A 25164-nucleotide genomic window follows, 5' to 3' on the forward strand; every position below is an offset into this window, starting at 1 on the left:
GGGGCCAGGCGGGTAGGAGACGTGGCCGTGCGTGTTGTGCGCGGGGTGGCGACTAATATTGCTACGGCTGTGGCCGGCATGGCTGGAGCCATCGGCGGGCCGGCAGTCCTTGTTGTCTCAGCTTTGCTTGCCCTTGTTCTTGTGGTGATGTCTTTCTTACCGTCGTGGCTGGTCAATATCATTGCTGGGGAGCAAAGTGGGAACGTGTCCTTCATGGTGGGAGATGACTACCCATGGGCAGCCGATGTGCGCCTTGGTGATGGTAAACCCTCTGACGTTTACAACACACCTAACCCGTTCACCGGCTACTATTTCGGCAACTGTACCGATTTCGTCTACTGGCGCGTGAACCGTGACATGGGCGGGAGCCTGGGTGCGTGGGTCTACACGCGCCAGGATTTAACTCCGCTGGGTGGGAACGGTCGCCAGTGGGGCAAGGAAGGTAACTTGCCCGGGTGGGAAACCATCACCAACCCACATAAGGCTCAGCCTGGTGACATCGTCTCGTTTGAAAGTGGAGTGCTGGGGCACACCTCAGAATTTGGACATGTGGCCTATGTGGCCAGCGTTGAGAATGGAAATATCACCACCGAGAACTACGGTGTTGCCCAGTATTATGTCGAGACGATCTCCAAAGCTGATGCGGTTCGCGAGATCGGGGCGGGTCGCCTTGTTATTAAGCGCAATCCGGCCTTAAAGGATCGTGTTAATGGGGGTTTTGGGAGCAGTAATGACGTCGTGAAGTATGCCATGTCCCAGGTGGGGATGAAGTATGGGCGAGGTCGTGGACACGGGTCTGTTGATTGTTGCTGGCTAGTCCACAACGCTTATAAGCACGCGCGGGGAATTAGCTTACCGCTGTCAGTGCCGGGTAATCCTCCAGCAACTGCCAAGTGTGAATATGCCATGTATTCTCAGGGGCACACGTTTGGTGGGACTCTCGTTCCGTTGAGCAAGGCGCAGCCTGGTGACATCGTCTTCATGCAGCAAAAGGGCGTCTCGAAGCGTCAAGATAACCTCACTCACGTGGGAATCTTTGCTGGTGGGGGAAAGATCATTGATGCTATTCCGGCCGGCGGAGTGGGTGTGCGTGATTTGAGTGCATACCGGTACACGGAAGATATTGAGCCGATGGTGATGAGGGTGGCTCCATGAAAGACATCATTATCTCCATGCTCACCGCTATCCTTGGCTCATCCTTTGCTACGGGCGCGGAGGCGCTAAAAACGTCGGTTTCTTCTTATAACGCGACGGCGTTTGAGTTTGCTCACACAGTGAACTCGTTGGCCGTTAAGCCGGTGGCTGCCTCGATTGTGGCGATTGTGTTAGTCATTGAGCTGGCCCGGATCACCACACGATATGAGGGCGATCAAAAGACGGGCACTCAGGTGGTGGCTGCAGCAGTGTTGAAAGCTGTGCTCCTCATTGTTGCCATCCAAAATGTTGATCTGATCCTGGGGGCGATCAACGAGGCCGGAGAAAAGATCATCGGTGCCACATCTGCACTAACCCCAGATGCGAAGGCAGGAGAGCTATCTGAGGCAGTATCAAGCGCGGTTGAGGATATGGACACGATCGATAAAGCAGGGCTGATGCTGGTGTTGTTTGTCCCGTGGCTGCTGGCCACGCTAGGGAGCATTGCGGTTAAGATCGTAGTCTTTATCCGATTTGCCGAACTTTATATCCTTTCTGCGGCCGCCACACTACCTCTAGCCTTCTTGGGCAACCAAGATACAAAGGGGATCTCGATTGGCTATCTCAAGCGGTACGGCGGGGCTGTCCTGCACGGAGTCATGATCATCATCATTGTCGCTATTTATTCCATGTTCCAACTTGATGCGATCGATTTGTCAGCCGTCACCGGTGATACCTTGCTCAGCACGGTCACCGGCAACATCGGGGCACTAATCGCAGGCCCGGTCTTCTTCTTGTTCTTGATCTTCGGCTCTGGAAAGCTGGCCAGGTCAATGCTCGGAGACGGTTGATAGCTGAAGAAGAAGTAGTGGGCACCCGATTTTGGGTGCCCACCACTGTTTAAAAGCGCGGGGAGGGGAGTTTGTGCGAGAGGAAGGGGCTCACACCTCGTAGGACGTAGATGCACTGTGAGGCTGGGAGGCGGCCGATCTCGTCTGGGGTGAGCAGTTCCCTGCCGAGGCGGCGATCTGAAGTGGAGAAGGAGCCGTTGCGACCCTTGGAGCGTGAGTTATCGGTGCCCATGATGGTTTGTTTACCGAGGAGTTCCGAGACGTATTTGGTTGTAGAGTTTTCGTTGCCACCTAGGAACAAGAATGAGTCACAGTTGCCGACGATGGTTTCCCAATCGTCTTTGTATATGGCTTTTCCTTGGGCAAAGTTTTGGATGAGGATCGATACTGACAGACCACGCGACCGCATGACAGCGATTTTGCGTTCGAAGGATGGGATGCGGCCGATGTTGGCAAACTCATCCATGAAGCACTGAACCATGATAGGGAGACGGCCGGTATCTTTATGGTCGGCGATGTAGAGATTGGTTTCAAAGAGCTGTTCATAGAAGATGGAGACAATGAAGTTAAATGCGGCATGAGTGTCAGGGATGATCGCAAAAATCGCGGTTTTCTCTGTCCCAAGTTGGTCGAGGCCAATTGAATCTGAGGAGAGTAGGCGGCGTAGTTGGCCCATGTGGAGCGGGGCCATACGCACACCAAGGGAAATGATGACTGACTTTTTCGTTTCTCCTGCTCCTTGGGTGTAGGTGTTGTATTGGGCGGCGGCGAAACGAAGACCGGAGTGGAGCTGGGATGCGTCGGCAGTAAATCGCGCCGGGTCTGCCTGGTCGAGCTCGCTGACGAGTTCATTGAGGGCTTCAAAGATCAGATCGACCTCGCTGCGGGCGGTCTCATTTTCTTCTGAAGCGCTCATTTTTGCAAGCAGATCGACGACGTCGATCAGCGTGCCTTGGGTCCCTTTGGTGAAGTAGATATAGGAGATTAAAGCGTTAAGTAGGGCGCGTTCGGCCTTTTCCCAAAAATCTTGGCCGGTGGCAGGTTTTTTACCGGTGGTGTTAGCGATGAAGTTTTCTGTCAGAATCGTGCAGCCAACTTCGGCCTGGTCGGGGTTGAAATACCTCAGTGGATTGAATGTGTCAGAGTTAGCAAAGTCGATCAGATTAAGCTGACGAACCTGATAGCCGCGCTGACGCAGTGAATCAGCACTAGCGCGGTAGATCTCTCCTTTAGGATCAGTGATGACTAGAGAGGTAGAGGCATTAGCAATGTTGGGCAAGACGAAGTAGCGGGTTTTTCCTGAGCCAGAGGAGCCGATGCCAAGGACATTGAGATTACGCTGAGTTTTCCTTGAGTCAAGCGAGAGGGCCTCGGTTTGCGTAAAAAGCAGGTTGTTGGCCTTGTGGCGATCCTTGAATGGGTTGATGTCGCTAGGGCGTGCCCATTTGGCTGATCCGTGCTCGACGTTCTGGCGTCGCATGCTCTTTGTGGCGTTGTTGTAGAGCCAGATGAGTAGGCCGGTCAGGACAAGGCCTAGGCCGCCGGCGAGGTCGATGAGCTCGAAGGACAGATGTGTGGGGTCGGCGGTGAGGTCATCGAGGCATCGATCCACGATGGTGGACATCTCACGGCCGGCCAGATAGTCGGTTCGTACCTGCCAGGTGATCTTATTACCTGCCCAAAAGCCTACGAGGGTAAGGAGAAGGGAGAATACTTTGCTCACGGTAGTGTTCTTTCTTTGCTTGCCTTGGTGGGGGCTGTGCGTGCTTGGTGATGACTAGCGATCTTTTCTTTCAGGCGTGCCCGAATGGAGGCCGTGGTCACGCGAGTCAGGGCCGAGTCATTGCTCGAGGAGTCATCTTCCTCAGATGCTGGCGGTGCCGCCTCGGGCTGGTTGATGCCAGTAAAGAAGTCCTCAATGGCGGTAGCGTCTGGTAAGCCTGGGAAAGCCACTATGAGCCAGGGCGAGGAATAGACCACGGTATCGTGGGCAGGAAAGCCAAGGCGTCGTAGATACGGGTGGGAGTTGCCCATCAGAGAGATATGGGTGGCGGCGGCGATAGTCTCGTAGGACGCGAGCCTGTCAGCTTCAGGCACATCTTGGCAGAAGGCGAGGATGCGAGTGTTAGTCATGCTCGCTCCGGTTGCGGTAGGCATCGAATGCCACCACCTTGGCCTCGATAATGTAGGAGCCGGTCAAGCTTTGCTGGCTAAGGTGCCCATGAACGGTGATCCACGTGCCAGGATGGAGATAGTCTTCGGTGAGGAGCCACTGGGCTTGCTCATCGACCACGGCGACCGTTGTCGTGATCGGCTCTTCTGCTGGGCCTGTGGTTTTGATTCGGAACATGCAACTGTGGCCGTCATTGGAGGCAATGGGCACTGAGGACACTTCTCCGTGCACAGCGATGAAGGTCATCGGTTCAGTCCTCTCGTCTTCACTGGTGCTGGGGCAGGGCGAGTATTGTGCTGCTTTACCTTGGCCTCGATCTTGGAAGTGAGCCTGTCTTTGATCATTTTTGGGGTGATCGTGCCCTCGAAGGAATGGAGGATCTTCTCAGTTCGGTCAAGGCCAGGTGGGGTCGTGGACGCTATATCATCGAGGCGGGCCAAGATAAGCTTGGCGGGATTAAACATCTTCTCGGCTGGCGGCAGGGGCCGGCTTGAGAGCCGTTGGCTAATCTGCGAACTCTTCCAGCCTTTATCTGCTGCCTGGCCGATAAGGATGCGTGCTTGGGTTTGAGCGTCGCGGCCAAGATAGGTCATCATGTGGGCAGGGATCGTTGATTCGAGGCTGACGTTTGGGGCCAGGTCGGTGTCGTTGATCCATTCCAGGACGGTTTCTTCAACGATCTCGGTTTCCCCGGCCACGATGCCATCATCAGCCAACGTCCACTCTCTAGGCTCGTCAAGTACGGCGTCAACGTCGATTGATGCTGTACCAGGATGGTCTTCGATCTCAATCTCGCTTGCCCTTTCAATCTCGGTAGACTTAAGTGAGGTGTCGGGATCATCGCGGTCGGGATAGTGCCGGTCGATTGCTGATGCTACTTGTGCGATGGCGTGACGGACGGTGTCGACGTCGGCACCCTTGAAGTGGAAGTATGTATGCCCGTCTTTGCCCTTTTCCAAGGAGAAGTCCAGCCCACGTCGTTTGAGGTCTTTCTTGAGCCGAGAGACAAGTTCAGGGGCGATTTCTTGGGCATGTAGGTCACCGCCCGAAGAGCGCTGTAGTTTCTTCAGGCTCATTTTCCCTTGTGGCTCGGTATGGATGCCGGGTACTTTCTTCAAGGCCCGTCCGCTGGCTTTCAAAACAGCGGAAGTCGATCTGGCGGTGCCATTCCATAGGGCTCCGCTGACTTTAATGCCAGCTTGGGTCAATGCGATAGTGATTTGTTGGGCGAATTGTTCGCCTCCGAGAACGCTCATCGACGTCTTTTCCTTTCTGGTGGTGTGATCTGATTGCGAGCTGTTTTCAGATGGTTAAGGTCTTTGCTTGCTTGGGTGATGTCATAGTCAAGGTCGCCTGTGGGTAGGTGGTGGTCTTCGCGATGCTGTCGGTCCAAGATCATGGTCGAAATGGTTTGGCTTTGAACTTCGATGCGCTGATTGAGTGCCTGGCGGAAGAGCTCCTTGTGCTCAGGGGTGAGCGATCGATATTCGGTACGGAGATTGACTACTGCTGCTTCACTACGCAGCTTTTCCACGCGTGAATCGATCCACCGGTAGTAGCTCTTCTGTCGTTCGGTTAGGCCGCGCTCGGTGTGTTGGGATGGCATTGTGGGATTGATGTTGCGTAGTGGGTCTGGCACGGAGAAGTATTCATAGAGTTCCGGTGCGGTGAGCTGACCGGCATAATTTCCATGCTTGTCGGTCAGCGTGATCTCGGAGCTTTCCGATAAGAAAATACGGCTGGTCTTGCCCAAGGAGTTGACCTGCTCAGAGTGCACGGTGAAGAATGTCGCCGGCCGTTTACCTGGAAGGCGTATACGCAACCGTTCCTCGTCGAGCGTGGTGATGAGAGAGGGCTGAGCAATAAACTCGCACACGGTCTCTCTGCCTAGGCGTGCCATGATCGCTGACTGGGTGTAGGCAGGACCCAGCCGACGGCCGCGGATGGGGCGCTGCATGGTTGTCGTGTCTTTGAACAGGACGTTTTCGCCTTTGAGCTCGACCTCGACTCCCATCTCAGACAACGTGGTGACCATGTCTGGCCAAGCCGCGGTATCTCTTACGGCAACATCTATTTTCAAAGCAAGAAGTTGCACGGAAGACTTTCCGTGTGCGCGAGCGTAGATTTCATGAAGATTTCGGGCGCCGCGTTGGGGAATCTCGATCACTGATAAACCAGCCGACCGGCATAATTCGTCGGAGATTTCTCGGAATTCGAACACACGAGACTTCCCCATGCGATAACGCTTGAGGGTTGTCTTGTTAACGGGATTGAACATGATGTGGTTGTGGATGTGGGATCGGTCTTGGTGGGTGGCAACAACGTAATCGTGTTCGCCCCCGGTGATGCGCTCAATGAGCTCAACGCCAAGATCGTGAGCATCATTGGGTGAGACTTCACCGGGGGCGAAGGACTGGATGATGTGATGAGCAAGAATGGGTGTGGCTGATCCGCCTGAGCGGCGCATCCGCTCCGCAAGCTCGACCGTCCACCCGAAGGCCATAGCAATATCTGAAGGAAATTGCGGTGCGGCACAATTTGAGGACACCATGATCCCGCCATTAGTCTTTGCGGGATTACAGATGTACTCAATCGCCGCTTTGAGGGTCGTCCTCACCTGCATAATCTTGATGATCGCCATGGATACTCCCAGCTTTATCCTCCGCCACGAGACGGCGAATTTCTCGCAAGAGATCCAGAGCCTCCAAAGCCATATCTCCCGTCAAGTGACGTTCAGTATTGGCCCATCGAGCGATCTGGTTGATGTTATTGCCTACGCGGCCTATCTGCCCGAGCAGAGCTTGATCAGACTCGGGACGATAGACCACTTCGACGCGTCCAGTTGATAACACGTCACGAGCGTATTGCGAAAAATTCGTGATGTCGTTGGTGCGCATCCGGCGCAAAATCCGATCCCACTCCACGGCGGAAAAGTACACATTCTTTTGTACCGTCCGCCTCCTTGTGGCTGACACTTGTGGTCTCCTTAAGGGGTTTGGGTTCACCCATTCTATCTGGCCTCGCAGAGCAAGACAAGCAGTTGTGTCTAGACAACTGCTATGCTTGCTACCAAATCACCCTAGGACTAAAAGCCCAGCGGGTTTGTGTTTTAGGGCATTGATAAATGAGCGGTCCAACCTCGAGGTTGGACCGCTCTTATGGTTCAGTTTCCGGCGTTGGAAACTGAATAACGGCCGGGAAAATGGTGGGGGAAGAGCGTTGTTTTTCGCGGGGGCGTGGTAATGTTTTTGATGGAGTTTCCGTCATCGTTGATGACGAAGGATAGTTATATGGCTACGAAGATGAGTCAAAAGGCGTTGGATGCGACGACAAAGGATCTATTCGCAGACGAGATCGGCTGCCTAGAACGGAAGCGTGTTGCGACCCAAGAAATCATCAAATTGATTGAGACTATCGAACCGCTCCATAGTGAACTATGTGAGCGCAGAGATGAACTGATCAGCCTTGGAGTTTCGCGCGCCCGTCTTATTAAAATGCTTGACGTCTCTGCCCTTAGTGAGAAAGTCTTGCGCGCAAAACCAGATGATCTTGTGCGCAGATCGCGCCGTGGTGAAGAACAAAATGAAAAGCAAGAATCTGTCAGTCATGAAGAAACCCATGAAGGTATAGGTAGTGAAAGCGTTGACGAGCACCACGAATATTGATTGCACACATGTCCTCACCAGCGCTCATCGTGTGTCAGCTCTAAAGGACACTTGCGGTGGGTAGATGGAGAGAAATGGTTTGGTTGGCAGAAGAAAACTACCAGCCAAAACTACCGGACACGACGAGAGAGAATCGTTAGTGATGGAACGGGGACGCGCAACTAGCCTTGTTGGTTAAGGCTGTGCGCGTCCCCGCCCTTCTCCATTCCTAGCGCGCTTCACCGATGTCAGCACGCTAGGTAACCAGAGTCTGTAGTGTTTAGCCTACACGCAAATAATGTCGGAGGGCACCAATACAATCACAGACGAGGAAAGGAGGCATCGTGGCCGCACTCATTACGTTTCTAACTGCGTTTGGCCTAATAGTGTGGGAACTGATTAAAGCTATTGGCCGCCTCATCTTGTTTGCCATCAAACTCTACATTTGGTTGTGCCTGTTCGTCCTTAAGCTTGCCTTAGTTATTATCACCATCGGCCTGATCCGAATGTAGAAAGCGCGGCAACATCAGTTTCGCTTAGGGCTGGGGTGGCCTAAGAATTAGGTCCACTTGGTTTAAGCGTTGACCGTGTTTTCTTGTTTCCATTGTTCCGCATACTTCCGCGGGCTGAGGTAGCCGAGTGCGGAGTGCGGATGGAAGTTATTGTAACGTGATGACCATTGGGCCACGAGTAGGCGGGCATGCTCAAGGTTCTCGATACTGTTGTCCTCGAGGAGTTCGTCTCTCATCCGGTTATGGAACGACTCAACGAACCCGTTATGCCATGGCTGGCCTGGCGGAATGAGCGCTTGGATCGTCTTATCCTCGGCCGCCCAGGCCTCGAGGGCGTGGGCTATGAACTCAGGCCCGTTGTCCATCCGAATCACCCTAGGGCGTCCTCCGCGCTCCAGACAAGCCACGTCGAGCAGTTCGATCACCGAGCCCGCATCAAGCTTTTTATCGACCGCGAAGGCGACGTGCTCGCGGGTGTATTCATCAATAATGTTGCAAATCTTGATCATCTTGCCATGCCAGGTTGAATCGAACTGGAAGTCCAACGCCCACACGTCGTTCGGGTACTGGCCAGCAGGAACATCACGCTGGCCGTGACCACTGAGGCGTTTACGCTTCTTGCGCGGCAACACGCGTAGACCTTCTTCACGCCACAAGCGCCGGAAAGTTTCCCGGCATACCCCATAACCCTCGGCGAGGGCGTTTCTCCAGGCACGCCGGTGTCCCCACCGGCGGTGATCACGCGCGAACTCGTGCATCCACTCGCGCAAGTCCGCGTATTTATCCGGCGTGCTTTCACGGGTCCTAGCGCGCCGGTAAGCACTGCGAGAGAGCCCAACGATCTGGCAGGAAAGTCTTTGGGAATAGCCCAGCCCAACGAGATGCCAGACGGCATCATGGCGGCGAGCTGGGCTTAGAAGTTTCCCTCCGATAATTCTTTCCACGCAGCCTTCTCCAGCTCTGCCTGACCCAGGAGGCGTTTGAGGCGCGTGTTCTCATCGCGCAGGCGCTGGAGCTCTTTCGCTTCGCTCTTGGTCATCGACCCATAGGTTGCCTGCCACCTATTCAACGTGGCTTCACTAATCCCAAGTTCGGTCAGGATCTGAGCCGTCGTCGAGCCTGATTCCTTCATCTCCCGCGCCTTATCAAGCTTACGAACAATCTGCTCAGGAGTATGCTTACTGAACTTCTTCACCATTCATCCATTCTCCCCACCCACAGGCAGGGGATCAACGGACAACACTCAAGTCACCTGGACCTAAAAACCTAGGGCACTCCAGGGCCTTTGGGTAAATGTTTGGAGGAATTCTTCGGAATGAACCGTGCCGAAAGTTTCTCACCAATACGTTCTTGTATGTAAGTACGGACCTCGACGGCGCTCATCTTCTGTGCGGGGTCTGTTTCCGGAACAACTACTTGATCAAGAACGTCAGCTAGATGTGCGTTTGACCCGCTTACTTGGGAATGAAAACGTGCCTGAACAAATTTATCCCTTAGTGGTTGCCTAGCCAGTTTGTGCAGTGGCAACGGGTGGCCTGCCATTTCTGCCAACTGGGCGAAGAAAACAGACTGAGTTCTAGTGTTGCCTTCACGAAAAGAATGAACAACATTGATCTCGCCCCATGCCTCCGCTAGCTGGAGGACAAATTCGTCACGGGGTAAGCCGCGGAGGAAGTCTGCCTGTGCGAGGCTAGCGAACTGGGCCTCGGCCGCCGCGGTGAGCCCAGGTCCGGGCGGATAATAGGGGTGACCAGCTTTCTGCATACCGACAGTGCGCTCTTGGCCTGCCCACGGGTAAATGTCTTGAAAAATATGACGATGAACAGCCTTGAAGTGTGCATACGAAAAATCGCTCGCCAGTGGTCGGGAAATCCATTGGAGAATGCGCCAAGCGCTTAACTCATCCTCGGCGGCAGCCAGCATCCGACTATCACGAAGTCCAAGATGATTGATAAGAACACCATTCCCATCAATGCCGATAGTCTCAGGGTAGAAATACGATTCCCAAGAAGATGCTTGGAAGTCCATCATCAGCGCTTAACCGCGGCAAGAACCTCGGTAAGGTACTCCTCGTCGGTGATCTCACCGCGAGCAGAGCGGAGGATGCGGTCACGTGCTTGAGGGCTTAGCTCATTACCGCCAGCAATACGCACAGCCGCGCCAGCCTCCTCAAGGGCTGCCTCAAGACTCAACCGCACACGTGCAATAGGTGTAGACATAGCAATCTCCTCCCTCTCTAACACCACCAATTCTACCAGCGGCCAACCCGTCACAATAGAGAAGAAAACTCATGATGTGAGCAGTTAGTACGTCATTTAACGGTCTGCGGTGGGCCCGCTTAGACGGACCCACCGCAGACTTCCCCATTGAGGTTCCTGAGAACGTGCGGCAATCGCGTCGCACGTGCGAGCGGGGGCGTTGGCCTCACCAGTACGAGGGCTTGGTGAGGCCAACTATCTAGGCCCATTGTGAGCGGAAAACGGGTTCACCGCTCCAGATGCTCGCTTCTTCACATTGATTAATGCTGACACTCGGGTGGCCTGCGTATGTGTGGATTTTGCGTCGGATTGGGTCGCCTAAGATGTTGTCGGGGTCGGGAGTAACGGTTTCCGATGCCCAGGTTAATGTCTCGTGTACGCGCTTGCCAATGGGCAGCAGCGTGACCATTTTGGCGGTTGCTTTGGTGACGATGTAGAAGTCAACGTTGGTTTGTTCCCATCCCCATGAAGAAACGAAAATCGTACCGACACCAATACGGCTCTCGGCCGTGGGACGCTGCGCAGTGAGTTGGCGTGCGTCAGCGTGGGTGACAGTGGTTGTCATGGTTGTCTCCTTAGTTGGTGAATGCCAGCCTTGTGTGAGGCTTTGTTTTGCCTGCTGGCGATTGAAAGGAATAGGGCTGTTGTTGCCAGGTTGTGCAACCCGTAGGGCTAAGGGAGCGCGGTGGGCTAGTTCATGGCAAGAGAGCGCAGCGAACGGTCGTGAACTAGCCCATGGCTAGCAACCGAAGGCGCGTAGCGCTTGCACGTTCTGGCACAGGCCCTAGCCTTGAAAGCCAGCAGGAACAACAAATAGAAGAAAACCGGGTCCGCTTGCGGATTCCGTAGCCACGATAGTGGCAAAAGAAAGTGTGGCCGCCACAAAGGTGGCGGCCACTGAGAAGACCCGATTTGGTCTTATACGATGCGGAAGTTTGGTACCACTCCGGCTTTCACGGCTGTAAATTGCTCACCATCGTTGAGTCGTTGCTCGGTTTCAAGGACGGCCTGCTCGAGGTGGTGTGTGGCCCAGGCTGATAGTGAGGTTATTCCTGAACCGGCTGATAGGTCAGCGAGGAAAGCTGCCCTGATTCTTCCATGGAGGTTATTGTCAAGGCGGATGGTTAGTTTTGTGCGAGCATCCTTGTTAACGATGCTGGCAGTGCTGGCAGTGCTGGCGGTGCCGGCTATGATTGGGTCGTTAACGGGTGCTTTCGACAGGGTCGTCAAGAATTCTGGGTTTGGTTTTTTCATCGGAGATTGTCCTTTAGCGTTGTGGTGATGGCTGTAAGGGCGGCTATAACAGCGTCGTCAGTGGTGGCAATAGGTTCATGTGCTGAGGCTGCTCGGGCGATGGCTTCGCGTTCTGGAATGAAGGGCTCGATGAGGTATCTACCGTAGTGCTCGCGCAATGCGCGTGCCCATTCTTGACGGTCGGTGCGATCTGGTCGCCATTCATTGACTGCAATGCCAGACAGTCTAAGACGCGGGTTGTAGTGTGCGCGAACGGTGGCGATGGTGTTGACCATTTCTGCTACTCCGTCAAAGGAGGCTTCGCGTGTGGTGGTCACGATCAGTGCGACGTCGGCAGCGACGAGCGCGTTTGTTGTAAGCATTCCCAGAGAGGGTGGACAGTCAATGACAATATGGTCATAGCTGGTGCTCATGGCAGATGACATAGTTGCGAGCCGTGATTCACGCCCAAGACTTGTGTCAGATTCTCTGGAGGCCAGAAGGCGATCCGATGGAAGTACATCAATATTCCAGGTGCGATGCTCGCTGGATGGGGATATCGCTTGACGAGCGACGTCTCCGGATGCGCCTGTGGCGATAGCTGCCAAAACATCATTGAGAGTGAGTTGGCTAGAGCCAAGGCGTACATTCGTCACGGTTGTCGCGTTGCCCTGCGGATCAGCATCCACAAGTAACGTCGTCTCGCCACTGTTGGATAATAGATGGGCGAGGTTCGTGGATAGCGTGGTCTTGCCAACCCCGCCTTTTTGGTTACATACCGCGATAATCATTTGTGGGCCTCCATGTCCTTTCGTTAAAGAATTGGTGCCAGCACCTACGGCACTGCTGGCAGTGCTGGCGGGTTATTTGGTGCGGAATGTTGGTAAAGAGTATTTTTGTGCGATTGTGTTGAGCTCTTTACGGTAGGCGAGGATCGCTTTTGAGACGTGCTGTCCTTTGGATACGAGGCGCACCATTGCCTCAATGTCGTCGGTGTCAAGCACGGCTTGGAAGTGCTCACGGGTTTTGTCGTGAGCAAGATCGAGCTCGGCCGCGAGCAGCACGTTGGGTATCTGCCAGTAGGTGTTGGTTAAATCGCCACGCAAGAGCTTACGAGCTACGTCTCCATGCTTGGGATCACGGGTATAAGCGATGAGTTGTTTTATTGATGTCATGAGGGATTCCTGTTAGCTGAAGTTGGAGGATTTGAATCGGTCGTGGTGAATACTGGTAGGAGGTTGGTTGCTTCAGCCTCCTGGTTGTGCGCTACACGGGTATATAGCGCGGTGGTTTGAATAGATTCATGGCGAAGAAGTTCTTGAACAACGCGTATGTCTGCGCCGTGGCGAAGTAGCTCAGTACCGTACGCGTGTCGGAGTTGGTGTGCGGTCATGGAAATTCCGTGTTTGGCAAATGCACGCTGAATTGTCGCGCCGACTGATGCTGGCCTGACGTGTCCCCCTACTGGTGAAGGGAACCAATATCCAGATCGTGGCATCGTTTCGAAGAGCGGGATTAATCCATCATTGATTGGGAGGAGCGATAGCTGTCCTCCTTTGCCTTCAACGGTAAATTGTTTGGCGACTAAGTCGAAGTCTTGACCGCGAGCTTTAGCGATTTCCGATACTCGAAGGCCACAGTTAAAAGCGAGGACGATCATGCAGCGTGTTGTTTTGCGGAGTCCGCCAGCAAGTACTCTCGCAATATGCTCCGCAGCAATGGGCCTTGGACGATACTTAGGGCGTTTTGGTGCTCTCATACCGAGAAGAGGGTTCTTTTTGCGTTTGCCTGTGATTTCTAGCCACCTGAAGAGCGCGCGTAAATGAGTAAAGTAAGTCCACTTCGTCTCTGCGCTGGGTTGGACAGAAATCCATTCAACGATCTCGCTTGTGGTCAATGACAAAGGGGAGCGATCCTGCGCTTCGCAGATTCTTTGCGTGATGCGCACGCGCTCCTCAATGGTTTTAAGACTCAAGGCTTGTGCGTGCATGGCGGTTGTCCAGTCGCGGCAGATGTGAGCGGTCTGAATTTGGTTGTGTATTTCCATGTTCCAAGATTGCGCCCATGAAGGCCTCCAAGGCGGCTATAGATATGCATTTGCCTTCGATGTCGATGATTGCTGCACTTGTCAGTGCTGTCAGTGCTGTCAGTGCTGTCAGTGCTGTCAGTGCTGTCAGTGCTGTCAGTGCTGTCAGTGCCAGCGGTGCCGTAGGTGCTGGCACATGACTAACGAAAAAGATCCAGATATCCCATATGATTTCCCATACTGCCCACGAAGGGTTGCTCTTGTAATGAGAAGGTCGTGGGTTCGATTCCCACAGGCGGCTCCAGAGGGAAGTCCCCGCGATCACAACGAAAAGTGGTCGCGGGGATTTCTTCATATCGAGGCCCAAACGCGGATTTGACAGCCATGAGGACAGCCATTCGGCTTTACCCGGGCGTGTGAGCGGTTTCCGCGCTGGTGTGCCGGTTCTCGCTCCTAGGATAAGGGAGTGCTTCGGGGCGAGGCTCAACGCGAGATCTTATGTATAGACCGGCTAGACAAAAACGATGAATAGTGTTGCGGCGATGAGAAGTAGGGCAGAAAGCCCGGAGAAGATGAATAGCCGTTTTCTATGGGGCGTATTGTGTGCATCTCTTTCTGGATCGTATGCAGCAGAAATGAGGCCACTGCCCAAGAGGACGCACACAATTAGCCAAGTCTTGCCCTGTAGTGCGGTAGCTAGGCTATCTCCGGCGGCTAATGGTTTAGATACCACGATAGCCAGCGAAACTAAGGCAAGTAAAAGGAAGTACGTTGCACGTTTCAATGTGACTGACATGAGTTTCTATCCTTACCTATTTGCATACGCTATTGAACGGGATATAGGTGGAGGCAACGCTCCCGACCGCGCCGCATGCGAACCCGCCGACGCCGCCTGTGGCGGCAGAAAATGGGATGCATACCAAACCGTCCCAACCAATGCTCCAAATGAGCACGCCTAGCCTCGCTCGCCAACAACCTTGGGCTGTTGATACGCGAGGATAGTTTCGAATAACTCTTCCTCCGCCCTCCGTTGTCGGTTCCATTACGGTAGCCGATGTTCTGATGGATTCTGGCCATGCTGGTTTACTGCCATCCCCAATCAGTTTTTGGGAATAGAGGGAAGTATCCTGGAACAACTCGATGTTCGACTTGCTTCGGTCCCAGTCAGATGACGGGTCTTGGTTAACTCCCAACGTTGGATGTAGTCAAAGAAAGGGCAATTACGGTAGCTAGAGTGATGATGGACATATGTGACTCCTTTAGTAAGTATTCGTGTGTAATAACAGTAATATGCAAGAAGTCTGTGTATGCCGGTGTTACTGTAGTTGGCTTATTAGGTAGATTGTGTCGAAAGTCCAGCTGTCCCTACAATCCTTGTGAGCATTGTTCGCCCATTTGGGGTGTCCCGCGTGTTCGTCGTACATCGTTTTGGTGCGGCAAGTAACGGCCTGGTTGTTCGCCGCACATGTGTCTGGGGTGTCTCGTTGGTGGCGAGATGAGGGGTTTTCTCGTGGGCGAGGTTGTTGCTATTGAGTGTGCTGGGCTTTGAACTGTGCTGTGACAAGGCAGAGAGTGAGCAGTACGTTCATGAGGATCTCGAGTCGTGTGAAATGGGAGCAATTGAACGAGAGCGGTATGGAAGGTCGAGAGTTCCATTCTCTCAGGCGGCTCCAGAGGGAAGTCCCCGCGATCACAACGAAAAGTGGTCGCGGGGATTTCGGCTATTGCGGCGCCGGTATCCGCTGCTCCCGCACCATTAAGCTGATCCGCGCTGTAGTAATCTGGCGCAGGTTAATACAGCGCGAGACACCTTAGTGCAGCGCGGAGCGAGGGCTGCCAGCGAGGCTCGGCAGCAAGGCTCGGCGGCACGGGGCGTGAGCCTCAGACCAGGCGGCAGGAGTCCGCCAAGTCGGTGGGGTAGCTGGTGTGGCAGCGACTCGACGCGTAGCGTAGTGGGGTATCGACTCAGTGAGGGAAGATGTACGTCGCTAAACAACATGAAATTGCCCCGCACAAGGCGCTAGAAATCGCCACGAGCATTGGCGCTGGTCAGCTGATCACGATTGGGTCGGGCGGACCCAATGCCACGTTTGTGCCATTTAACGTCGTCGGCGAATTAGGCCCAATAGCGGCCCCCACCGTCAGTCCGGCTGCTTCTACCAACCCTGTCGGCCCGGCGACCCCCACAGGCCCAGCCGACTCGGCCGGCGGCGTCGTGGTTCAGGCTCATCTGAATCGTGTCAACCCGCAGTGGCGCGATGAAGGCGAAGCACTGCTGGTCGTCCATGGGCCGAATGCGCGCATATCTGGTCTTGACTTTCCGCCCGAGCAGCCCACTCAGAAGCTTCCCACCGTGCCGACCTGGAACTACGTCACGGTCCATCTGCGCGGCACGCTCACATTCCACGACGACGCCGATTGGAAGCTACGCCACCTCGAACGCCTCGTTGACCAACACGAGGAAGAGTGGCGGATGGGGACGCATTCGCGCATGGAGTTGATTGAGGCGGCGTTTGCCGCGATGGTCGGGGTTGAGATTAAGGTGCGAGACGTCGTCGGGAAGGCCAAGCTGGGGCAGAACATGTCCTCGGCCAACATCGCGTACACGGCTGACAGATTGCGTGCGCGTGATGGGTCGGCGGCGCGTGTGGCCGACCTGATGGACGAGGTGGCCGTTCCGTGGGCGCGAAGTCGCGAAGCGCGTATGGAACGTGCGGAGCGTGGCTCGCTATAGCATGGAGGCATGACTGCTTCTCATGACCCTCGCAAGTACTCCGTCGACTACGACTGGCTCTGGACCCGGCCCCCTCACAACGACGGCACGCCGGCCACCGTGCGTTTGACGCTGACGGATGGCCGTGGATCACGTGCGCACGACGCCGTCGACGCATGGCTTGCGAGCCTGGGCCCTGCCGAGGACGGGATGTACGGGCAGGCCGGATGGGTCGTGGTTGAGAAGGAGAGAAGGCGGCGGAGCGTCGTCCTCGAGATTACCTCTGGTGGTGAGGACGTTGCTGACGGAATTGATGACGGCACCGATGCTGCCTACCGCGCGGTTATTGAGGGCACCGATCTTGAGGTGACGTGGGAGCAACTCCCTCGGGAAGGTTGCTAGTCGGAGAAGCGTCTCAGATATGTGCGAAAGGCGTGAAGCCGACGGTTGGGGCGTAATTGCCGATGGGTGGATGAAGTGCACCTATTTGTGAAGCGAGGCATAATGCTCGGGGTGTATAGGTGACACTTAAAGTACCTGTTATCTTTATACGGTACTTGCATTTTCCCGGTTATCACGGGCTGCCAAATTTGTTGGGACGGTGCCACGCACGCCGTCTCATGCTTAAGGAGAATTACGTGCGACCTGTACGCGCATTATCAGCACGCCGTGCCATTCAGGCTATTTTTGGGCTGACGTTATCTATTGCGCTCATCGTCGGTTTTATGTCGGGAGTGCATACAGCGTCCGCTACGGGTGCGGGAGTGAACGCCGCGTTCAGCCCGGCGACCCGTATTAGCGACTCTGCCAATGAGCGCATTTCCGTCAGTGTTGAGGCTAGTTCGTCTAGTGTTCCCTCCGGCGGAGGCGAAATTACATACACGTATAAGATTACTAATTCGAGGGAAGAAGCTTCGCAAGAAGACCGCGGCCGTCTGGGGTTGGCAGCAGATGGTATGTATTTCCGGCTTACGCAATCGGATGTATGTAACAGCATTGACTGGGATCTTAAGCGTGGATTCGTTCAAGCGGATAGTGGCGAATGGTTGCTTCCAAGAGGTGCTACAGTCACTGGAACGTGCAAAACAACGATCACTCAGAATACAACGAACACTTTCATGGTGGAGCTTTACGATTATTACCATAATATCTCCAAGGCGACGGCATCCACAGCGGTTCAGGTGAAATATTCAGGAGATGCGGTGGGACTATCGTGCGATGGCTTGTGGTTCTCCTCTGGATCGCCAGAACAAAAGATGCAGTCATATGGAGTGTTGGGGACGATTAACTCATCGGGGTATTCGGTAGAGCCAAAGTTGAACTTTGAGAATATAAAAGCCACTACTAAATTTTCTGGTGGACAGTCAGTTTCTATGAATGGTTCTGCGGCCCTGGCTGTTGATCCGAAAAGTCCGGAGAACGTCTACTATGTGCCACGGTTGAGGAAAGCTGAAAACGAGCGTAAGCTTGGAGAACCCGAATATGCTCCCGGTGGTTTGTGGGTTTATAACGCCGAAACTGGCGCTAATACGCAGCTGACAACATGGGATGGAACTCCGGGTACTGCTCGCTTGGGAGTCTCGCCGGAGGGTGTTCTTTGGTCGGCCGCATCCAATGGTCACTTACATCGATATGACTCCCAGAAGAAGACATGGACAGACCGGGGGAAGGTTACCCTCGGTAAGATTGGTGGCACCGGCGAAACTGCTGTCGAGTATACTTTTGAACCTGGGCGCAATAATTCCCTTGATTCTGGGGACCTTGCCTTTGATGGTTTGGGAAACATGTGGATCATCGGATCGGATGCAAAGACTCAGAAAGCCTTCCTCTACACAATCCCGCGTACAGAGCTAGAACAAAAAGAAAAGCCTATTTCCGCCACTATGGTCGGCAGCATGGGTCAAGGACGATTTAATGGAATCGCCTTCGGGTCGGATGGTCAACTGTATGGTACAACTCGTGACGAGGGTGTAAATAAAGGTGGCCTGCACCTTATCGATAAGAAAACAGGAAAAGCTACACGTTTAGCAAACTTGCCTTATTCGACGGAAGACCTGGGTTCCTGTTCGTTACCTAAGCCGGAGCTGCGTATTGAGAAGACGGCCAAGCCGAGCAAGGCCGTCGTCGACGGCGGTGAGATTGAATATACGGTGACGATTAAGAACACGGGCAACCTCGAGGCCACGGGTGTGAACTTCAAGGACGAGCTCGCCACGCACAAGATGACCATGATCTCCGGATCGGCCACGCTTAACGGCCAGAAGTGGGACGCCAACTTCACGACGGGGTGGGCCCTGGTCAAGTCGCCGAGCGCCGCCTTCCCTGGCACGGTCGCCGCTGGCGAAACCGCCACGATCACGTTCAAGGTCCGCAACAACCTTGGCCAAACCGAGGTGTGTAATTCGGCGGTCGTGGATTTCACTGGTAACCCGGCGCGAAACGGCATCCTCACCGACGACCCGAGCACGCCCAAGCCTAACGATCCGACGTGTACGCCCGTCTACACCCCGGCCATCGGCCTCGACAAGAAGGGCGCGGACTTCACGCAGGGTGAGAGCGGGACGTTCAAACCCAAGACGACGGTCTCGCAAGGCGATGACCAGGTGCAATACCTGTACTACGTGAACGTCAACCCCAACCAGCCGAAGGGCATGGCCGAGAAGCGCGACGAGAATGGTTTCCTTGTCGAGGGCCTAGTCAAGCAACCCGAGGCGAAGGTAGGTACCGAAGACCTGACGAACATTCAGGTCACGGACGATCAGTGCCGCGATCTTAAACCCATCTACCAAGAGGGTACGGACAAGAACATCGGCGACCGCAACTCGGACGGCATCTTGCAAAGCAACGAGACGTGGCAATACGGATGCCGGCAGACTTTGCCGCTCGACGAGGTCACGACGAACAAAGCTAAAGTGACCGCCACTTCCGTGCAGTCCAAGACTCCGCTAGAAGATACGGATACGTGGACGGTCGAGCCAACCGGTTTCAAGATTGAGAAGACCGCGAAGGTCACGGGTGCTGACGGCGTCGTGACCTGGGCACCAACCGGCTCTCCAGTTGAGCTGAAGAAAGCGGAGGACGGAAAGCTACGCGGGACGGCCACCTACCGCGTGAAGGTGACCAACGTCGGCCAGATCGAGATGTTCGCGCCCGCAATCACCGATAATTTCCCGACGCCGAAGGGCTTCGTCCTTGAGGGGCTCAGCTGGGCGGAGGTCGACGAGGCGGGCCACGCCGGCAAGCCGAACCCACTCGGTAAGGACAAGGAGCTGCCGAAGGTCCGCATTCCCAAGGATGCGTCGAAGACCTATGAGATCACCGCACAGGTCAGCGTCGAGGACGCCACGCAGGTCGACTGGGAGAAGGCCAGGCAGTGCAAGACCGACAAGGGCGGCGAGCCCGAGTTCGGCCTGTTCAACCGCGTGACCATGCCTCGCGACGCGGACGGTGAAGAGAACAACGACGCCTGCGTCCCCGTCACCTCGCCGCTCCTGACCGTGAGCGTGACCAAGCTCGGCGACAACTGCGACACCGACCAGCGCTCCTGCGAACTGCCCGGCGCGTCCTTCTCCCTCTACGACGCCGACCCGACTTCGGCTGACGCGAAACCGCTGGCTGACGCCATCACCGTAGGGGAGAACGCGGCACGCTTCACCTCGAAGGGACTCATCGCGGGAACGTACTGGCTCGTCGAGACCGCCGCCCCGAACGGCCACGTGCTCATGGCGGAGCCAGTGAAATTCGAGCTCGGCTTCGACGGGATCAAGCTGATCACGACGGCGAATGCGAGCGTCGCGCCCGACAACGCGTTCCACCTCCGCATCACCGACCCGACTGCCGGCGAACTACCAAAAGCAGGCAGCAACGGCCCAACGGCCTTCATCCTCGCGGGCATCATGCTCGTGGCGATCGGCTCCCTGGGCTACCTCACGACCACCGGCTGTGGGCCCGCCTGGGTTCGAAACCGGAAACATTCGCGGTCGTGAAACTGAATTATCAAATAATTAGCGCAGAGCTAGGAGAAAGAATGAAGAGGAACAAGTTACGTGCGGGGGCTGCCATCGCGGCCATTGCACTGCTTGGCTCAATGGGCATGGGCGGGGTCGCGTTTGCTGACACCGCTAAGGCCCCGCAGAGCGCGGTTGCCGGCCAGGACCAGTCCGCGGCCAACCCCGCCCTTATCAACAAGAACGCAACCACGCAGCTGTCTATCCACAAGTACCTCGGCACGCCGGTGGAACAACAGAAGAATGATGGCACGCGCCAGGAGATCAAGGATCGCACGCCGCTGCAGAACGTTAAGTTCGACCTGTACAAGGTTAATGGCGTTGACCTGACCACGAACAAGGGGTGGGAAGCCGCTAAGGCGCTTTACGAGCGCAAGGTGAGCGTTGCTGAGCTGAAGACGGGCCTCCAGATTGAGGGTACCAAGTTCACCTTCGCGAAGCAGGGCTCCGGGACGACGAATGCAGAGGGTTACGCTACTATCCAGGCCAAGGTTGGCCTCTACCTCGTCGTCGAGGACCTCGCGGGATCGGAGGGCATCACGGACGGAACCAAGAATTACACCGCGGCACAAATCACCGGCATCCACCCGTTCCTCGTGACGCTGCCGATGACTAACCCCGACAAGCGCGACTCCTGGATGTACGACGTCCACGTCTACCCCAAGAACCAGGCCGCCGAGATGACCAAGGAAGTCCTCGATGGTAACCAGGGCAAGGAGAACGAGGACGGCTACAAGATCGGTGAGCACATCACCTACCGCCTCGAGTCCACGATTAATGCCGTCGATTCTAACCAGGACGGCGAGGTCGACGGCAACGACCTCGGCTACTACTACGTGAAGGATCAACTTTCCGAGTACGTCGAGTACGTCAGCTCGACGCTCACGGTTGTGCCACTTCATGGTGAACCCGAAAAGCTTACTGTGGATAAAGATTACAAATTCACACAGAGTGAAAAGAAGCTGCTCGGTTTCTCTCTTACTCAAGACGGCTTAGGGAAGTTAGCGAAGGCTCCGGATGGCAAGCTTCGCACCGAGATCGTGACGAAGGTTGCTTCCATGCCGCAGGATGGCCAGGTCAAGAACAAGGCCTCGTTCTACCCCAACAACTACCCGTGGACCAGCAGGGGCCTCACCCCGCCGGAGCCTGGTGATACCCCGCCGAATACGCCTCCGAACACGCCTCCGGACGTCCCCTCGAACGAGGTCATCTCCAAGTACGGCGACATTCTCATCAAGAAGGTCAACGCTAGTGATGAGCCGCTCAAGGGAGCCGAGTTCGGAGTCTACCGTGCGACCTTCGACAAGGCCGCTGGCGAGTACAACTGTAAGGGCGTTGAGTACAAGAACGATCCCATTGCCCGCACTGAAAAGCCTTCGGACGGCGACGGCGCTGCAGTCATCAGGGGCCTCCAGCTTTCCAATTGGCGCAACCAGTCCGCCAAGAACGAGGGCGAGATCAAGAATCAGAAGGACTTCTACTCCTACTGCCTCGTTGAGACCAAGTCCCCGGACGGCTACCAGCTCCTCGCCGAGCCGATCGAATTCGATCTGACCAAGGAAGGCACCATCGCCGACCTGACGAAGTTCGCTCAGACCGATCCGGAGGCCGGCCAGGGCCTGAAGGTCATCAACCAGCCCGACAACCTCAAGAACAAGCTCCCGCTCACCGGTGGCCAGGGCATCGCCCTCATCTCCGGCCTCGGCGTCGTGCTCGTTGGAGGTGGAGTTGGCTACTATGTCTACTCCAACCGTCGCAAGAATGCGTAGCATGAACTGACTCAACGGCGGGGCGGGAATTCTTCCCGCCCCGCCACACATCCCCCACAACACCATCACGGAGGTTGCGCCATGAAAGCACGATCGCTCGTCGTCGTCCTCACCATGCTCGTCGCCGCCGCAATAGTGTCCGTGGCACCACTCATCGAACACCTAAGCAACGACGCGGCCACCCTCAACGTCGCCAACACATACCTGCGTGAACACGCCACCACCGACCCGCACGACGCCGAAGCCCTCACCGCAGCCGCCGCCTACAATGCCGAACTCTCACCCCGCCTCCTCGACGACCCCTGGGCAGACTCCGCCGCCCACTCCGGCGACGCCTACAACCACTACCTCTCCCTCCTCGCCGACACCCACGTCATGGCAACTCTCACCATCCCCGCCATCGACGCCCGCCTCCCCATCGTTCACGGAACCTCCGAAGAAGCGCTCTTCACCGGCGTCGGACACTTTTACGGCTCACACCTGCCCATCGGCGGCGCAGGCACCCACGCCGTCCTCGCCGGCCACCACACCTGGCCCGGCCACACCTACTTTTCCAACCTCGAAAACCTTAAAATCGGCGACACCTTCACCATCGACGTCTATGGAAAAACCCTCACCTACGGCGTCGTCGAAACCAACCTCGTCCGACCCGACGACCTCGCAAAGATCCATCCACAACCAAACCGCGACCTCGTCACGCTCGTCACTTGCATCACCCCCGAAGGCGGAAAACTCAACGAATTCCGCCTCCTCGTCACCGCAGAACGAACCATGGAATCACCCGCCGACGCCGCACCCGCACCCGCCGCTGACATCCCCACCGTCCAGATCCAAACCTGGATGTACCCACGTATCATCACCGCCGGCGTCGCCCTCGCACTAGCGCTCATCTTCACCGGACTATGGCTACACAACCGCAAAGGAAAAAATCATGAGTGAACGCACCAAATCCCGCAAGGGAGCCACCATCGCGCTCATCGTGGTCTTCCTCGGGATACTTTCCCTTCTCTACCCCATCGTCTCAACCCATTACAACAACTACCGGCAACAACAATTCGCTGCCCAATACGGAAACAAGCTCCAAGAAATTGACGCCTCCGACCGAAGCGCAGCCCTTGCCTCTGCCCAGGAATACAACAAGAAACTTCCCGGCATCCCCATTCTCGACCCGTGGCTGACACAGGTAGCTAATCCCGCCTCACCCGCCTACACGGACTACCAAAAACAGCTCTCTTTGACGGGAGACATCATTGCGCGGGTGAGAGTCCCTTCCGTTGACATCGACCTACCCGTCCGACACGACACCACCCCTGACATTATCGACAAGGGCGTCGGCCACCTCTACGGCACCTCCCTGCCCGTCGGCGGTGAAAACACCCATGCGGTTCTCACCACCCATACTGGACTATCAAGCGCCACCCTCTTCGACAACCTCCCCAAGGTCAAAGAAGGCGAGCTCATCTTTGTCGACGTCCTCGGCCAAACCCTTGCCTACCGCGTCGACCAAATCAAAACCGTCCTCCCCAACGACATTGAAGACTTAGCCGCCGAAGCTGGGCGAGACCTCCTCACCCTTTTCACCTGCACGCCCTACGCCGTCAACACTCACCGACTTCTCGTTCGTGGCGAACGCGTTGCCCTGCCCGACGACGCCGTCGCCGCACTTTCCGCCGAACCTTCCGTCTTCGTCATGCAGGGTTGGATGTGGGGGCTGCTTGCCGTCGCAACCATCGCTATCGCCCTCTTCATCGCGATGCTTGCACATTCCTACCGTAAGCAAAAGAAGGACGAGGAAGACCACGCCATCGAGCGTGCGCTTGACGGAATCGACATTGACGGCCCGACGAGTAAACATTTTCAGCCGCATCACCGGCGTCGGTCCCAGAACATGACGTGACTAAAACGCTAGAATGATGCACATGCGCGATAACGCGCCACCTTTCGAGCAGAAGGAAGAACATGGTTTACAAGTTGGTGCTCGTCCGCCACGGCGAGTCCGAATGGAATGCAAAGAACCTCTTCACCGGTTGGGTGGATGTGCCACTCTCGGAGAAGGGTGTGAAGGAAGCACGCCACGCAGGCACGCTTCTCACCGACGCCGGCGTCCTGCCGGACATCCTCCACACCTCGCTGCTTCGTCGCGCGATCATGACCGCCAACCTTGCGCTAGATTCGGCCGACCGCCACTGGATCCCGGTCAAGCGCAACTGGCGCCTGAACGAGCGCCACTATGGCGCCCTCCAGGGCAAGAACAAGAAGGAGATCCGCGACGAGTACGGTGACGAGAAGTTCATGGAATGGCGTCGTTCGTTCGACGTCGCACCGCCCGCCATCGAAGCAGGCTCCGAGTTCTCCCAGGATGCCGATCCGCGTTACGCCGGCGAGCCGATCCCGTTGACCGAGTGCCTCAAGGACGTCATCGCACGCCTGACCCCCTACTGGGATGAAGCCATTGTTCCGGATCTGAAGTCGGGCAAGACCGTCATGATCGCCGCCCACGGCAACTCGCTGCGCGCAATCGTGAAGATGCTCGATGAGATCTCCGACGAGGACATCTCCGGCCTCAACATCCCCACTGGCATCCCGCTCTACTACGAGCTCGACGAGGAGACGCTCAAGCCGGTCAAGAAGGGTGGCACCTACCTCGATCCCGAGGCCGCCAAGGCAGCTATCGAGGCCGTCGCTAACCAGGGCAAGTAAGCCTTGAGCTGGGCGAGGCCGGCTAGGCGGGCCCTCGCCCCGGTCGCCTCGCGCCCGCGCTGGGGGAGCCTTGGTTGGTCTTCGCCCGCGCTGTACTAAGCTGTTCGCCGCTGTACTAACCTGGCGTAGGTTAGTACAGCGGCG

28 protein-coding genes are annotated in these 25164 nt (G+C 55.9%); 12 read left to right on the top strand and 16 right to left on the bottom strand.

Features of this window, described 5'->3' with window-relative positions; all coding sequences use genetic code 11:
* The first annotated feature begins 21 nt into the window (after positions 1–21).
* Both HLG82_RS00185 and HLG82_RS00190 read left to right on the top strand, forming a co-directional pair.
* Positions 22–1155, top strand: coding sequence for a CHAP domain-containing protein (locus HLG82_RS00185; RefSeq protein ID WP_193326770.1), 1134 nt, complete (start codon positions 22–24; stop codon positions 1153–1155).
* Positions 1152–1985, top strand: a complete 834-nt coding sequence (locus HLG82_RS00190) for a VirB6/TrbL-like conjugal transfer protein, CD1112 family (protein ID WP_129288860.1) — start codon at positions 1152–1154, stop codon at positions 1983–1985. The genes HLG82_RS00185 and HLG82_RS00190 overlap by 4 nt, the downstream gene beginning before the upstream one ends.
* A gap of 49 nt (positions 1986–2034) precedes the next feature.
* Here the strand turns inward: HLG82_RS00190 and HLG82_RS00195 are convergent, their stop codons facing one another.
* The 6 genes from HLG82_RS00195 to HLG82_RS00220 are packed head-to-tail and all read right to left on the bottom strand — an operon-like array spanning position 2035 to position 7133.
* Positions 2035–3708 (bottom strand): VirD4-like conjugal transfer protein, CD1115 family, encoded by a 1674-nt coding sequence (locus HLG82_RS00195; RefSeq protein ID WP_255313902.1) that lies wholly within the window; start codon positions 3706–3708, stop codon positions 2035–2037.
* Positions 3705–4118: a hypothetical protein gene (locus HLG82_RS00200; RefSeq protein WP_193326771.1), complete on the bottom strand. Its 414-nt coding sequence runs from the start codon at positions 4116–4118 to the stop codon at positions 3705–3707. Before HLG82_RS00200 ends, HLG82_RS00195 begins: the two co-directional genes overlap by 4 nt.
* Positions 4111–4404, bottom strand: a complete 294-nt coding sequence (locus tag HLG82_RS00205; RefSeq protein ID WP_193326772.1) for a hypothetical protein — start codon at positions 4402–4404, stop codon at positions 4111–4113. The genes HLG82_RS00200 and HLG82_RS00205 overlap by 8 nt, the downstream gene beginning before the upstream one ends.
* Positions 4401–5414 carry a PcfB family protein gene (locus HLG82_RS00210; RefSeq protein ID WP_193326773.1) on the bottom strand — a complete coding sequence of 338 codons (1014 nt, stop codon included), beginning with the start codon at positions 5412–5414 and terminating at the stop codon, positions 4401–4403. Before HLG82_RS00210 ends, HLG82_RS00205 begins: the two co-directional genes overlap by 4 nt.
* The gene (locus HLG82_RS00215; protein WP_193326774.1) at positions 5411–6799 is read right to left on the bottom strand and encodes a relaxase/mobilization nuclease domain-containing protein; all 1389 of its coding nucleotides are present in this window, start codon (positions 6797–6799) and stop codon (positions 5411–5413) included. Before HLG82_RS00215 ends, HLG82_RS00210 begins: the two co-directional genes overlap by 4 nt.
* Entirely contained in the window at positions 6747–7133 is a 387-nt protein-coding gene (locus tag HLG82_RS00220) for a MobC family plasmid mobilization relaxosome protein (RefSeq protein ID WP_193326775.1), read from the bottom strand. The genes HLG82_RS00215 and HLG82_RS00220 overlap by 53 nt, the downstream gene beginning before the upstream one ends.
* Positions 7134–7448: 315 nt before the next feature.
* Between HLG82_RS00220 and HLG82_RS00225 the strand changes: the two genes are divergently transcribed.
* Together HLG82_RS00225 and HLG82_RS00230 are read left to right on the top strand one after the other, a co-directional pair.
* A complete protein-coding gene (locus HLG82_RS00225) occupies positions 7449–7823 on the top strand; it encodes a hypothetical protein (protein WP_193326776.1) in 375 nt (124 codons plus the stop codon).
* Between the two features lie 323 nt (positions 7824–8146).
* Positions 8147–8314: a hypothetical protein gene (locus HLG82_RS00230; protein ID WP_193326777.1), complete on the top strand. Its 168-nt coding sequence runs from the start codon at positions 8147–8149 to the stop codon at positions 8312–8314.
* Positions 8315–8376: 62 nt separating this feature from the next.
* Here HLG82_RS00230 and HLG82_RS00235 read toward each other — a convergent pair whose 3' ends face one another.
* From HLG82_RS00235 to HLG82_RS00275, 9 genes are all read right to left on the bottom strand, one after another.
* The gene (locus tag HLG82_RS00235) at positions 8377–9258 is read right to left on the bottom strand and encodes an IS3 family transposase (RefSeq protein ID WP_193326778.1); all 882 of its coding nucleotides are present in this window, start codon (positions 9256–9258) and stop codon (positions 8377–8379) included.
* The gene (locus HLG82_RS00240; RefSeq protein WP_193326469.1) at positions 9228–9512 is read right to left on the bottom strand and encodes a transposase; all 285 of its coding nucleotides are present in this window, start codon (positions 9510–9512) and stop codon (positions 9228–9230) included. Before HLG82_RS00240 ends, HLG82_RS00235 begins: the two co-directional genes overlap by 31 nt.
* Before the next feature lie 68 nt (positions 9513–9580).
* Positions 9581–10342, bottom strand: a complete 762-nt coding sequence (locus HLG82_RS00245; RefSeq protein ID WP_216858945.1) for a Fic/DOC family protein — start codon at positions 10340–10342, stop codon at positions 9581–9583.
* A gap of 2 nt (positions 10343–10344) precedes the next feature.
* Positions 10345–10533, bottom strand: coding sequence for a hypothetical protein (locus HLG82_RS00250; RefSeq protein ID WP_129288869.1), 189 nt, complete (start codon positions 10531–10533; stop codon positions 10345–10347).
* Positions 10534–10771: 238 nt separating this feature from the next.
* Complete coding sequence (locus HLG82_RS00255; RefSeq protein WP_193326780.1) at positions 10772–11137, bottom strand: hypothetical protein; 366 nt, start codon at positions 11135–11137, stop codon at positions 10772–10774.
* Between the two features lie 353 nt (positions 11138–11490).
* Complete coding sequence (locus tag HLG82_RS00260; protein ID WP_129288872.1) at positions 11491–11826, bottom strand: hypothetical protein; 336 nt, start codon at positions 11824–11826, stop codon at positions 11491–11493.
* Positions 11823–12596 (bottom strand): ParA family protein, encoded by a 774-nt coding sequence (locus HLG82_RS00265; protein WP_193326781.1) that lies wholly within the window; start codon positions 12594–12596, stop codon positions 11823–11825. The genes HLG82_RS00260 and HLG82_RS00265 overlap by 4 nt, the downstream gene beginning before the upstream one ends.
* Before the next feature lie 72 nt (positions 12597–12668).
* On the bottom strand, positions 12669–12980 hold the full coding sequence (locus HLG82_RS00270; protein WP_129288874.1) for a hypothetical protein: 312 nt from the start codon (positions 12978–12980) through the stop codon (positions 12669–12671).
* Positions 12977–13852, bottom strand: coding sequence for a tyrosine-type recombinase/integrase (locus tag HLG82_RS00275; protein ID WP_193326782.1), 876 nt, complete (start codon positions 13850–13852; stop codon positions 12977–12979). Before HLG82_RS00275 ends, HLG82_RS00270 begins: the two co-directional genes overlap by 4 nt.
* Positions 13853–13869: 17 nt before the next feature.
* Here HLG82_RS00275 and HLG82_RS00280 point away from each other — a divergent pair, with 17 nt between their 5' ends.
* Positions 13870–14031 carry a hypothetical protein gene (locus tag HLG82_RS00280; RefSeq protein WP_193326783.1) on the top strand — a complete coding sequence of 54 codons (162 nt, stop codon included), beginning with the start codon at positions 13870–13872 and terminating at the stop codon, positions 14029–14031.
* A gap of 311 nt (positions 14032–14342) precedes the next feature.
* Here the strand turns inward: HLG82_RS00280 and HLG82_RS00285 are convergent, their stop codons facing one another.
* On the bottom strand, positions 14343–14627 hold the full coding sequence (locus tag HLG82_RS00285; RefSeq protein WP_193326784.1) for a hypothetical protein: 285 nt from the start codon (positions 14625–14627) through the stop codon (positions 14343–14345).
* Positions 14628–15809: 1182 nt separating this feature from the next.
* Here HLG82_RS00285 and HLG82_RS00290 point away from each other — a divergent pair.
* The 7 genes from HLG82_RS00290 (at position 15810) to HLG82_RS00320 (ending at position 25020) form a co-directional block, all read left to right on the top strand.
* Positions 15810–16565, top strand: coding sequence for an FMN-binding negative transcriptional regulator (locus tag HLG82_RS00290; protein WP_193326785.1), 756 nt, complete (start codon positions 15810–15812; stop codon positions 16563–16565).
* A gap of 9 nt (positions 16566–16574) precedes the next feature.
* Complete coding sequence (locus HLG82_RS00295) at positions 16575–16946, top strand: hypothetical protein (RefSeq protein WP_193326786.1); 372 nt, start codon at positions 16575–16577, stop codon at positions 16944–16946.
* A gap of 971 nt (positions 16947–17917) precedes the next feature.
* The gene (locus HLG82_RS00300; protein WP_216858946.1) at positions 17918–20530 is read left to right on the top strand and encodes a CLIPPER-2 domain-containing protein; all 2613 of its coding nucleotides are present in this window, start codon (positions 17918–17920) and stop codon (positions 20528–20530) included.
* 41 nt (positions 20531–20571) lie between these two features.
* On the top strand, positions 20572–22320 hold the full coding sequence (locus tag HLG82_RS00305) for a SpaH/EbpB family LPXTG-anchored major pilin (protein ID WP_193326788.1): 1749 nt from the start codon (positions 20572–20574) through the stop codon (positions 22318–22320).
* An 81-nt stretch (positions 22321–22401) separates the two neighbouring features.
* Positions 22402–23259, top strand: a complete 858-nt coding sequence (locus tag HLG82_RS00310; protein ID WP_193326789.1) for a class C sortase — start codon at positions 22402–22404, stop codon at positions 23257–23259.
* Positions 23252–24217: a class C sortase gene (locus tag HLG82_RS00315; protein WP_193326790.1), complete on the top strand. Its 966-nt coding sequence runs from the start codon at positions 23252–23254 to the stop codon at positions 24215–24217. Before HLG82_RS00310 ends, HLG82_RS00315 begins: the two co-directional genes overlap by 8 nt.
* A 62-nt stretch (positions 24218–24279) precedes the next feature.
* On the top strand, positions 24280–25020 hold the full coding sequence (locus tag HLG82_RS00320) for a phosphoglyceromutase (RefSeq protein WP_193326791.1): 741 nt from the start codon (positions 24280–24282) through the stop codon (positions 25018–25020).
* Positions 25021–25164: the final 144 nt, after the last annotated feature.

The organism is Trueperella pecoris (assembly GCF_014926385.1).
GTDB lineage: Bacteria > Actinomycetota > Actinomycetes > Actinomycetales > Actinomycetaceae > Trueperella > Trueperella pecoris.

What these genes read in the sequence shown, in the direction of transcription:
- HLG82_RS00285 (WP_193326784.1), bottom strand. Translation starts at nt 14,627, where the DNA reads ATGTCAGTCACATTGAAACGTGCAACGTACTTCCTTTTACTTGCCTTA.
- HLG82_RS00190 (WP_129288860.1), top strand. Translation starts at nt 1,152, where the DNA reads ATGAAAGACATCATTATCTCCATGCTCACCGCTATCCTTGGCTCATCC.
- HLG82_RS00290 (WP_193326785.1), top strand. Translation starts at nt 15,810, where the DNA reads ATGTACGTCGCTAAACAACATGAAATTGCCCCGCACAAGGCGCTAGAA.
- HLG82_RS00300 (WP_216858946.1), top strand. Translation starts at nt 17,918, where the DNA reads ATGAATGGTTCTGCGGCCCTGGCTGTTGATCCGAAAAGTCCGGAGAAC.
- HLG82_RS00270 (WP_129288874.1), bottom strand. Translation starts at nt 12,980, where the DNA reads ATGACATCAATAAAACAACTCATCGCTTATACCCGTGATCCCAAGCAT.
- HLG82_RS00245 (WP_216858945.1), bottom strand. Translation starts at nt 10,342, where the DNA reads ATGGACTTCCAAGCATCTTCTTGGGAATCGTATTTCTACCCTGAGACT.
- HLG82_RS00225 (WP_193326776.1), top strand. Translation starts at nt 7,449, where the DNA reads ATGGCTACGAAGATGAGTCAAAAGGCGTTGGATGCGACGACAAAGGAT.
- HLG82_RS00250 (WP_129288869.1), bottom strand. Translation starts at nt 10,533, where the DNA reads ATGTCTACACCTATTGCACGTGTGCGGTTGAGTCTTGAGGCAGCCCTT.
- HLG82_RS00305 (WP_193326788.1), top strand. Translation starts at nt 20,572, where the DNA reads ATGAAGAGGAACAAGTTACGTGCGGGGGCTGCCATCGCGGCCATTGCA.
- HLG82_RS00215 (WP_193326774.1), bottom strand. Translation starts at nt 6,799, where the DNA reads ATGGCGATCATCAAGATTATGCAGGTGAGGACGACCCTCAAAGCGGCG.
- HLG82_RS00310 (WP_193326789.1), top strand. Translation starts at nt 22,402, where the DNA reads ATGAAAGCACGATCGCTCGTCGTCGTCCTCACCATGCTCGTCGCCGCC.
- HLG82_RS00210 (WP_193326773.1), bottom strand. Translation starts at nt 5,414, where the DNA reads ATGAGCGTTCTCGGAGGCGAACAATTCGCCCAACAAATCACTATCGCA.
- HLG82_RS00275 (WP_193326782.1), bottom strand. Translation starts at nt 13,852, where the DNA reads ATGGAAATACACAACCAAATTCAGACCGCTCACATCTGCCGCGACTGG.
- HLG82_RS00280 (WP_193326783.1), top strand. Translation starts at nt 13,870, where the DNA reads ATGAAGGCCTCCAAGGCGGCTATAGATATGCATTTGCCTTCGATGTCG.
- HLG82_RS00255 (WP_193326780.1), bottom strand. Translation starts at nt 11,137, where the DNA reads ATGACAACCACTGTCACCCACGCTGACGCACGCCAACTCACTGCGCAG.
- HLG82_RS00295 (WP_193326786.1), top strand. Translation starts at nt 16,575, where the DNA reads ATGACTGCTTCTCATGACCCTCGCAAGTACTCCGTCGACTACGACTGG.
- HLG82_RS00315 (WP_193326790.1), top strand. Translation starts at nt 23,252, where the DNA reads ATGAGTGAACGCACCAAATCCCGCAAGGGAGCCACCATCGCGCTCATC.
- HLG82_RS00260 (WP_129288872.1), bottom strand. Translation starts at nt 11,826, where the DNA reads ATGAAAAAACCAAACCCAGAATTCTTGACGACCCTGTCGAAAGCACCC.
- HLG82_RS00200 (WP_193326771.1), bottom strand. Translation starts at nt 4,118, where the DNA reads ATGACTAACACTCGCATCCTCGCCTTCTGCCAAGATGTGCCTGAAGCT.
- HLG82_RS00240 (WP_193326469.1), bottom strand. Translation starts at nt 9,512, where the DNA reads ATGGTGAAGAAGTTCAGTAAGCATACTCCTGAGCAGATTGTTCGTAAG.
- HLG82_RS00265 (WP_193326781.1), bottom strand. Translation starts at nt 12,596, where the DNA reads ATGATTATCGCGGTATGTAACCAAAAAGGCGGGGTTGGCAAGACCACG.
- HLG82_RS00320 (WP_193326791.1), top strand. Translation starts at nt 24,280, where the DNA reads ATGGTTTACAAGTTGGTGCTCGTCCGCCACGGCGAGTCCGAATGGAAT.
- HLG82_RS00205 (WP_193326772.1), bottom strand. Translation starts at nt 4,404, where the DNA reads ATGACCTTCATCGCTGTGCACGGAGAAGTGTCCTCAGTGCCCATTGCC.